We start from the raw sequence: 9,168 nt of genomic DNA, 5'->3' as shown, positions 1-9,168 counted from the left end.
GGCGGGTGGCTGGCGCACCCTTTTTCAGCCTGCGTCAGCCAACCGCCGGGCGGCCCCGTCTTCACTCCTAACTCTTCACCGCACGGGCGGCACCGTCTTAACTGATTAGAATGACCCGACGAAATTTTATTGAATCGACTGGCGCTACGTATGCGACTTTGCTGGCCTGGGGGTTGCTGAAACCGGCTCCCGCCGAAGCCTTTGCGTTACCCGCCAACGGGCTCAAAGACGGAAAAGCCCGAAAAGTCGTGATTTTGGGGGCGGGTCTGGCCGGTTTGACTACGGCGTATGAGCTGGGTAAACTGGGCTACGACTGTACGGTTCTGGAAGCCCGGGGCCGGTCGGGCGGCCGGGTCTGGACGGTTCGCGGAGGGACGAAGGAAACCGAAATTGGCGGGACTGAACAGGTCTGCCAATTTGTTGATGGACAGTATTTTAATGGTGGAGCCGCCCGGATTCCGCACCATCACCAGCTGACCTTACACTATTGCCGGGAGTTGGGCGTGCCGCTCGAGATTTTCAACGGCTCGAACGAGTCGGCCTGGTTGTATAACGATGGCGGAACGGGAGCGCTGGCCAACAAACGAATGCGCATTCGGGAATACCACAGCGATTTGCGCGGTTACACGAGCGAGTTGCTGGCGAAGGCGCTGGATCAGTCGTCGCTCGACCAACAGCTGACGAAAGAAGATGTCGAGAAACTGATTGATTTTCTGAAAAACGAAGGGGATCTCAACACCGGCAAGCTCTACAAAGGCACCAACCGCCGGGGCTACAAAAATCCACCCGGTGCGGGGGCCGTTCCCGGCGATCTGGCTGATCCGTACGGGTTGACGGATTACCTGCGGTCGGGGTATATGCAACCGGTTTTTTACAACAACGGCGATTATACGTTTGAGCAACACGCGACGCTGTTGCAACCCGTTGGCGGTATGGACGCCATTCCGAAAGCATTTGAGAAAAAACTGGCGGGAAAAATTCAGTTCAATGCGCCGGTGAAAGAACTGCGCAAAACGGAAAACGGCGTTCGGGTGGTGTATCAGAAAGATGGCAAGCCAATGGAAGTTACGGCTGAATTCTGCGTTTGTACGTTGCCGTTACCGGTTTTGAAAAAAATCGACTCGGACCTGTCGCCGATGGTGAAGCGGTCGGCGGATTTTATTCCGTACATGAAAACCGGGAAAATTGGGCTGCAATTCAAGCGCCGGTTTTGGGAGGAAGACGATGCCATTTACGGCGGTATTTCCCGGACTAACCTGGATATCAATCAGATCTGGTACCCGTCATTTGGCCTGATGGGCCGGAAAGGCGTGTTGATCGGGTATTACAACTTTTACAGCCGGGCCGAAGCGGTGGGTGATATGACGCTGGCCGCCCGCGAAAAACTGGCGCTGGAGCAGGGGTACAAAATCCATCCGCAATATCCGCAGGAATTTGAAAATTCGTTTTCGCTGGCCTGGCAGAAAATCCCGTACAACGAGGGGGGCTGGGCGGTGTACGACGAGGCCGCGCGCCGGAAATTTTACCCGGCATTGCTCGAGCCGGACGGTAACATTTACTTCGCCGGGGAACACACCACGTACCTGACGGCCTGGATGGCCGGCGCGTTTACGTCGGCCCGGCGGGTTGTCGAGACCCTGCACGCCCGCGTGGGCGAATACACGAAAAAATAACCGTACCCGCCGGTCTGTGGGTACATCAACTCAAATGCTTCTATGAAAACCAACCAACTTCGTCAATTTGTGCTGCTGGGTTGTCTAGCAGTTTTGCAACTGGTCTACTCAACCGTCCGGGCGCAGACAGCGAGCATGTCGCTGGATCAACTGAAGGCCATCAAAGCCATCAAGATCGCAAATCTGGAAAAAGATACCTACTTCAAATCCGGGGATTTCATTCTGGACCGTTACGAAGAACGCCCGGCTTATGTGTTTAATTACAGCGACGGTATTCCCCGGAAAATTTACCTGTACAAGGTGTTCACAGCAGCCGACACCAAAGAACTCGGTTTGCTGGCCATCTACGAAAATGGTAAAACCAAAGACGTAAAACCGTTCGTGATTCCCGGCGCTAGCGCCGACCGCAAGGCATGGGATGCATATATCGATGATCTGAAATACGTGGGTGAAAAGGAAGCCGGTCTGATGTCGGCACTCGGTTTTGTGCTTTCCCGCGAAATGTCCCTGCTGCTGGGGGGCGGTTCAAAGGAAGAAGGCGGGGAGAAGAAAAAAGAAGAATACAACTTCTGTTTCCCGGCCGATGCCCTGGTAACGCTGGCCAACCGCCAGACGAAAGCCATTCAGGAGGTAAAACCGGGCGATGAAGTGATGGCGTACGATGCGAAAACCCGCCTGCTGGTGCCTGCTCGGGTGCGTGAAGTGTCGATTCACGAAAAACCGAATCTGGCGATTGCGGGGGTTTGGGTGATTCCCGCCGAGGAGGTGTCGGCCAGCCTGACCCTGACCAGACCGGTTTTGCTGGAAGCCACTGCCAACCACCCGGTTCAAACCGCGACCGGCGCGAAAAAGCTGGGCGATCTGCGTAGGGGTGATGTTCTCTATCGGTTCGATGGGGCCACGCAGGCGGTTTCTGCCTGGAAAGTAGCCGACGTTCAGTCGAATGTGCGGTCTGTCAATACCGTCTACAATCTTGTCACCGACCGGGGTAGTTATTTAGTGAACGACGTGGTTGTGCTGGATAAGTGATTGGCGGTTTAGGGGTTTCAGTTGCTATCCGGAATTTTAAATTCCGGATAGCTCGGTTTCCGATTTGCAATCGGATTTTCGGATTATAAATCCTCTACAGTTACGATCGGGATTTTTAAATCCCGATCAGCTCTCGCAACCGTAAACCGTATACTTACATCCCCCACGCTGTCATTCCACCATCTACTGCAATTGTTTGACCGGTGATGTACCCGGCTGCGGGCGTACACAGAAACGCAACGGCCGCGGCCACTTCTTCTGGTTTTCCGATGCGCCCCATCGGCGTCCGGCTCAGGATGCGTTCCAGTCGTTCCGGATTGGTTAGCACCGGTTCGGCCAGGGGGGTGTGAATGTACCAGGGGGCAACCGCATTAACCCGAATGCCGTCGGCAGCCCACTCGACGGCCAGATTCTTCGCCAGTTGGTGCAAAGCCGCTTTCGTCATCCCGTAAATCGATCCGCTGCTGGTGTGGGTCAGTCCCGAAACCGACGAGACAAAGACAATACTTCCTTTTTCGGAGGCTTTCAACAGCGGATAAGCGGCCTGACACAGTTCGTAGCCCGACCGCAGGTTAGTATTCAGGAGGTGATCAAACTCGTCGGAGCGGTAATCCACCGTGGGTTTTCGGATGTTGGTTCCGGCATTATTGATCAGTATATCCAGACTTCCCCACCGGTTTTGAACCGCTTCGAGGAGCTGCTGCCCGGCACCGGGCTGGCTGATGTCGGCGGCCAGTCCTTCCACCGAAAAACCGTTCTGCCGGTATTCCTTCACTTGTTTTTGTAACAGGTCATTGTCACGGGCGACCAGAAACACCTCGGCTCCCAGCGCGAGGAGTTGTTTCACAATGGCTTCCCCAATGCCTTTGGTGCCGCCGGTAACCAGCGCGCGCTGGTGGGTAAGTTGCCAGGAAAGATTCATGATTCGTTAGGAGACTGTTTGAAAGCATGCAAGAAACGAATCACAGCGAAAATCGCTACGGATTTGGCAACTACTTTTGAACGTATAACCCAGTGAAAGTCAGTTTACCCAATCGAGAGAAATATTTTTAGTTTTTTTTGTACAATAGTGAGTATTGCCTGAATTATCCGGCCTATTAACAAACAGTTGCCAATCGGTGACTGCTTTCTGATTTTATCACCGGAGTCTATGCTGAAATCCGATTTGAATCGCCAGGCCGCCAGGGTCTGGGAAAAAACCGACGAGACATTGCTCTGGCAGCAGTTTCGGGAAGGCCCACAGGAGGCCTTTCAGGCGCTGGTTCAGCATTTTTACCGGGAGCTTCATTTTTACGGGAGTCGATTTACCCGTGATTCGGATTTACTGAAAGATTGTTTGCAGGATCTATTTCTGGATTTGTGGACGTATCGGGCCAAAATCGTACAGACACCGTACATCCGACCGTACCTCTACAAATCGCTTCGGCGAAAGATTTACCGGGAAGTGATGCGGCAATCGTCGGTGATCAACGAAGACGGTTTTCCGTTTGACGAACTGGGTTCGGAGGAAATTACGCCCGAACAGGCACTGATCCGCACGGAATTGTCGGACTACCAGACCGCCCGGTTGAACACCTTGCTGGGGCAGCTTTCGGACCGGCAGCGGGAAGCGATTCACCTGAAGTTTTACGGTGAATTGTCGAATGATGAAATTGCTGATATTCTGGAAGTTAACAAGCAATCGGTTGCTAATCTGCTCCACCGGGGTTTGAGCCGTTTGCGGGAAAGCTGGCCGGCGTTGCTCAGTCTGCTGGGTTGCTGGCTGTTCAATCGCTGAGAAAAAATAGCCACTTCAACTGAGTATCGGGCGAAAACACTTTCCTATTAACAACCGACATGCTTCTGATCCTCAACTGGATATGAACGATTACCAACAGTATACCGCCGAAGAGTTTCTACAGGATGCCTGGTTTCTGGCCTGGGTCAAACACGGCCAGCCGGAGGCCCGGCAGTTCTGGGAACAATGGCAGCGGGAACATCCACACCAACGCGAAACGCTGCTGTTGGCTAAAGACATGGCCGAAGCCCTCAAAAACCGCCCGCACAATTTGTCGCCTGACCAGGAACGGCTTGAGATTGAGCAGATTGTCAAGTTGACGCGTCACGTGCCGGAACGTTCGCCCTGGGCGGGTTTTACTTACTCGCTGAACCAGCACCGCTGGCTGGCCGCGGCCACGCTGGTCATCCTGCTGGGCATCGGTTGGGGCCTGTTTCAACGGAGCAACTCATCGGAACGTGTGACCCGAAATCCGCTTTCGGAACTGGAAAAAACGGGCAACGACCGCTGGACCAATCAGGTCAACGGGACGTCCCAACCCGTGCACCTTACGTTGCCGGATGGCAGCCGAATAACGCTGATGCCGCACAGCCAGGCGTCATATCCCCGCACATTTGAAGCCGATGAGCGCCGGGTCTATCTGAAAGGCGATGCGGTTTTTTCAGTCGTGCACGAAGGACAACGCCCGTTTCTGGTCTACAGCGGCAACCTGGTGACGCGCGTGCTGGGTACCCGGTTTCGGGTGCAGGCCCGGCCCGGCGAAAACCAGACGCTGGTGTCGGTGATTTCCGGGAAAGTGTCGGTAATGGAACAAAAAGATTGGGTTGCGTCGCGAAAACCGGAGCAGAACCGGGTAGGTGGGGTGGTGCTGACAGCCAATCAGCAGGTGACCTACGATGCCAACGACAACCGTTACCGCAAAGAGCTCGTGGAAAAACCGGTTGTTATTGCGTCGGCAACGGCAAAACCGGAAACGTTTGACTTTGAGGATACGCCCGCAACGAATGTGTTTGAACGGCTGAAGAAAGCCTACGGCGTAGAAATTATCTACGATACGTCGGCCCTGCGGCACTGCACCCTGACGGCGTCGCTGGCGGGCGTAACTCTATATGATCAACTCCAGTTACTGTGTGCGTCGATTGGAGCTACTTACGAGGTAGTCGACACGCGCATCATCATCAGCAGCAAAGGCTGTTCATAAAATACAAACAAAAAAGCCCGCTATGGTGCGAACATAGCGGGGTAATTGGACCGATCGGGCGGCAATCACGGGCCACCGCCGACCGGTGTAGCTACTCCTTTGCCCGGAATAACTAAACCACCTCCAATTTATGGACAAGTTTACTAATCACGAAACGATTCGGATGCTTATGCGACTATCGCTACTCCAATTGTTATTGACCGTCCTGTTGATCAATAGTGTACTGGCCGCCCGGGCGCAGGAACTCCTGGAGCAGCGTGTGAGTATGCGGCTGGATAACAACACCGTCCGGCAGGCTTTGCAAACGCTGGAAAAAACCGCTCGCGTCCGGTTTGTCTACAGCCGTCAGGTGGTGCAGGTCGATCGGAAAGTCTCACTCACGGTGACGGACGAGCGGCTTTCAGAGGTGCTGGACCGCCTGCTGAAGCCGCTGCAACTGCGGTACGTCGTAACGGGTAGCCAGATTGCGATTGTGCCCGGCCTGACATCCGATAGCGCGAACGAAGGCCAGGCGTCGGTGAGCGAACCGCAAGCCGGGCTAATCGTTGACCGGCCCATCAGCGGAAAAGTGACCGACGAAAAAGGGGAGGGGCTGCCGGGCGTCAGCGTGGTGGTTCGCAACACCACCCGAGGCACGTCGACCGACGCGGATGGAACGTTTCGACTCAGCATTCCGGATGGTGAAGCCACGCTGGTTTTCTCGTTTGTCGGTTATCTGAATCAGGAAGTTTCGGTCGGTAACCGCTCGTCGATTGACGTGAGTTTGCAGGTTGATACCAAAAGTCTGGAAGAAGTGGTGGTGGTCGGGTACGGAACCGTCAAAAAGAGTGACCTGACCGGCTCGTTATCGCAGGTCAAAGCGAAGGAACTCAATGCGTTTCCGAACGCAAATGTGTTACAGGCATTATCGGGCCGGGCGGCCGGGGTGCAGGTGCTGCAAAATACCGGAGCGCCGGGCGCCAGTGTGAGTGTTCGGATTCGGGGTACCAATTCCATTCAGGGTAGCAACGAACCATTATATGTAGTGGATGGTTTTCCGCTCTCGGGCAGTAATCCGACGGTGCTGAATAACACCGATATTGAAAACATCGAGATTCTGAAAGATGCTTCGGCTACGGCCATTTACGGCTCACGCGGGGCCAATGGAGTGGTCCTGATTACGACCAAGCGCGGCAAGTCCGGGAAAACCACCGTTGATTTTGAGACCAGTTACAGCTCGCAAACTCTGCGGAAAAAACTGGACCTGATGAACGGCCGGGAATACGCCCAGTTCTACAACGAACAGGCGGCCAACGATAACCTGAAACCGTATTTTACCCAGGAGCAGATCGACGGTTTTGGCGCGGGCTTCGACTGGCAGGATTTTGTGTTTCAGCGCGCTCCCATGAAAACCTCGGCGTTGACCATCAGCGGTGGGTCCGAAAAAACGCAGTTTTCCGTCTCCGGCAGCACGTTCAATCAGGATGGAATTATCCGGGGGAGCGACTACAACCGGTATGCGCTGCGGACGAACCTGAATCACCAGATCAGTAAAAAACTGACTTTCAGTCTGTCGTCGAACCTGACCCGGATTTCGTCGAACGCCCGGAACAGCCAGGGCGGTAACCGGGGGGCGTCGTTAATTGCGGGGGCTATTTCTGCCCCGCCGATTCTGGACCCCTACAACCCCGACGGAACGTACCGGATTTTCGGAACCACTTACGCCTTCATCAATGCGGCACTGGTGAATCCAATTAACTCGCTCAATGAGCAAACCAGCATTACCCGGGGAAACCGCGTGCTGAGCAATGCGGCCTTCAGTTATACCCCAATTCCCGAACTAACCATCCGGATTTCCGGCGGAATCGAAAATGCCGACGATCGTTCCGACTCCTACACCACAACCAATTACGTCGGCTCGCAGGGCAGCGCCGGGGTCAGTACCAGCCAGTTTACCAGTTTATTGAACGAAAATACCATCAGTTACAACAAAACCATCCGGCAGAAACACAGCGTTTCGGCGGTCGCCGGTTTTACGTACCAGGATTTTGTCAGCACCTCCCTGAGTGGCAGCGGTCAGGGGTACATCAGCAACGCCAGCCAGACCTATGATTTGGGTGCAGCCAGTACACCGGGCATCCCGGCTTCGGGCTACTCCAAATCAACACTGGTGTCGTATCTGGGCCGGGTCAACTACGCCTACGACAGCAAATACCTGGCTACCGTCAGCTACCGGATCGACGCTTCGTCCAAATACAGCCAGGGAAATAAATGGGGACATTTCCCGTCGGCGGCTTTGGCCTGGCGGATCTCTAACGAAGATTTCCTGAAAAACAATACGGTCGTTTCGGACCTGAAACTGCGGGCGAGCTGGGGGCTGACCGGGAGTCAGGCCATCGGGCCGTATGCGACGCTGAATCAGCTGGTTTCGAGCAAAACCATCTTCGGCGACGCCTTGTATACGGCCTATGCGCCCGGAACCAACCTGCCCGGCAACCTGAAATGGGAAACCACCGAACAGAAAGACATTGGTATCGACCTCGGCATCCTGGGAAACCGGGTGATTATCACGGCCGATTATTACCTCAAAAATACGCGTGATCTGCTCAATACCGTGCAATTGCCGTCGTCGCTGGGCTTTATCACCACCATTCAGAATGTAGGCGAAGTACAAAACAAAGGGCTGGAGCTGGGGGCGAATGCCAACCTGTTTTCCGGGGATTTCAAGTGGGACGTGAACGCCAATATCGCCTTTAACCGCAACAAAGTGATCAAGCTCTACGGCGGACAGGATATTCTGGGCGGTTTTGTCGACATCTCGGCCATTACCGACACCCGCAACATTCTACGGGAAGGGCAGGCCATGGGCCGTTTCTGGGGGTACATCGAAGACGGCTACGACGATAAGGGCAAGATCAAGTACTGGGATCTGGATGGTGACGGTACCATCACGGTGCGCGACAAAACCTTCATTGGCAATCCGAACCCGAATTTTATTTACGGTTTCAATTCCCACATGTCCTACCGGAATTTCGACTTGACGCTTTTCATTCAGGGGACACAGGGCAACGATATTTTCAACACCAGTTCGATCAACAATACCGTCGATTACGGCTACGGATTGAACATGCCCCGCGAGGTTTTCCTGAACCACTGGACTCCCACTAATCCGACGGCCAAGTATCCGATCGTGAGTAATTCGACCCGCACCAACGTGTCGGATCGGTTTGTGGAAGATGGCTCCTACCTGCGGCTGAAGAACATTCAACTGGCCTACAATTTCCCGTTGCAGAAATGGGGCGTTGGCTGGATTCGGACAGCGCAGGTCTACGCCAGTGGCCAGAACCTGGTGACGCTCACGAACTATTCGTGGTGGGATCCCGAAGTGAACTCCAACGGGGGTTCCAACTCCACTGCCCAGGGCTTCGATCACTTTAGCTATCCAACTTCCAAATCCGTCACGTTCGGCCTGCGGGTCGGTTTTTAAAATCAATGAGCGAAAGAATGAA

The 9,168-nt window shown here is 54.4% G+C and carries 6 protein-coding genes; 5 read left to right on the top strand and 1 reads right to left on the bottom strand.

The genetic code is table 11. The features are described 5' to 3' along the window. Window positions 1-110 precede the first annotated feature (110 nt). Both ACFPMF_RS26875 and ACFPMF_RS26870 read left to right on the top strand, forming a co-directional pair. A complete protein-coding gene (locus tag ACFPMF_RS26875) occupies window positions 111-1,673 on the top strand; it encodes a flavin monoamine oxidase family protein (RefSeq protein WP_379851038.1) in 1,563 nt (520 codons plus the stop codon). 42 nt (window positions 1,674-1,715) lie between these two features. After that, a complete protein-coding gene (locus tag ACFPMF_RS26870; RefSeq protein ID WP_379851036.1) occupies window positions 1,716-2,702 on the top strand; it encodes a Hint domain-containing protein in 987 nt (328 codons plus the stop codon). 154 nt (window positions 2,703-2,856) lie between these two features. Here the strand turns inward: ACFPMF_RS26870 and ACFPMF_RS26865 are convergent, their stop codons facing one another. Then, the gene (locus tag ACFPMF_RS26865; protein WP_379851034.1) at window positions 2,857-3,624 is read right to left on the bottom strand and encodes an SDR family oxidoreductase; all 768 of its coding nucleotides are present in this window, start codon (window positions 3,622-3,624) and stop codon (window positions 2,857-2,859) included. A gap of 228 nt (window positions 3,625-3,852) precedes the next feature. Here ACFPMF_RS26865 and ACFPMF_RS26860 point away from each other — a divergent pair, with 228 nt between their 5' ends. The 3 genes from ACFPMF_RS26860 to ACFPMF_RS26850 all read left to right on the top strand — a co-directional run bounded on the left by ACFPMF_RS26860 (window position 3,853) and on the right by ACFPMF_RS26850 (window position 9,146). After that, window positions 3,853-4,479: an RNA polymerase sigma factor gene (locus tag ACFPMF_RS26860; protein ID WP_379851032.1), complete on the top strand. Its 627-nt coding sequence runs from the start codon at window positions 3,853-3,855 to the stop codon at window positions 4,477-4,479. Window positions 4,480-4,561: 82 nt separating this feature from the next. Next, window positions 4,562-5,680, top strand: a complete 1,119-nt coding sequence (locus tag ACFPMF_RS26855; RefSeq protein ID WP_379851030.1) for a FecR family protein — start codon at window positions 4,562-4,564, stop codon at window positions 5,678-5,680. Between the two features lie 130 nt (window positions 5,681-5,810). Next, a complete protein-coding gene (locus tag ACFPMF_RS26850) occupies window positions 5,811-9,146 on the top strand; it encodes a TonB-dependent receptor (RefSeq protein WP_379851028.1) in 3,336 nt (1,111 codons plus the stop codon). Window positions 9,147-9,168: the final 22 nt, after the last annotated feature.

It is taken from the genome of Larkinella bovis (genome assembly GCF_042655385.1).
Lineage (GTDB): Bacteria > Bacteroidota > Bacteroidia > Cytophagales > Spirosomataceae > Larkinella > Larkinella bovis.
This window is presented reverse-complemented; position numbering and strand designations above follow the sequence as displayed.

Excerpts from the sequence above, each read along its gene's own strand:
- ACFPMF_RS26875 (WP_379851038.1), top strand. The coding sequence starts at position 111 with ATGACCCGACGAAATTTTATTGAATCGACTGGCGCTACGTATGCGACT.
- ACFPMF_RS26870 (WP_379851036.1), top strand. The coding sequence starts at position 1,716 with ATGAAAACCAACCAACTTCGTCAATTTGTGCTGCTGGGTTGTCTAGCA.
- ACFPMF_RS26860 (WP_379851032.1), top strand. The coding sequence starts at position 3,853 with ATGCTGAAATCCGATTTGAATCGCCAGGCCGCCAGGGTCTGGGAAAAA.
- ACFPMF_RS26855 (WP_379851030.1), top strand. The coding sequence starts at position 4,562 with ATGAACGATTACCAACAGTATACCGCCGAAGAGTTTCTACAGGATGCC.
- ACFPMF_RS26850 (WP_379851028.1), top strand. The coding sequence starts at position 5,811 with ATGGACAAGTTTACTAATCACGAAACGATTCGGATGCTTATGCGACTA.
- ACFPMF_RS26865 (WP_379851034.1), bottom strand. The coding sequence starts at position 3,624 with ATGAATCTTTCCTGGCAACTTACCCACCAGCGCGCGCTGGTTACCGGC.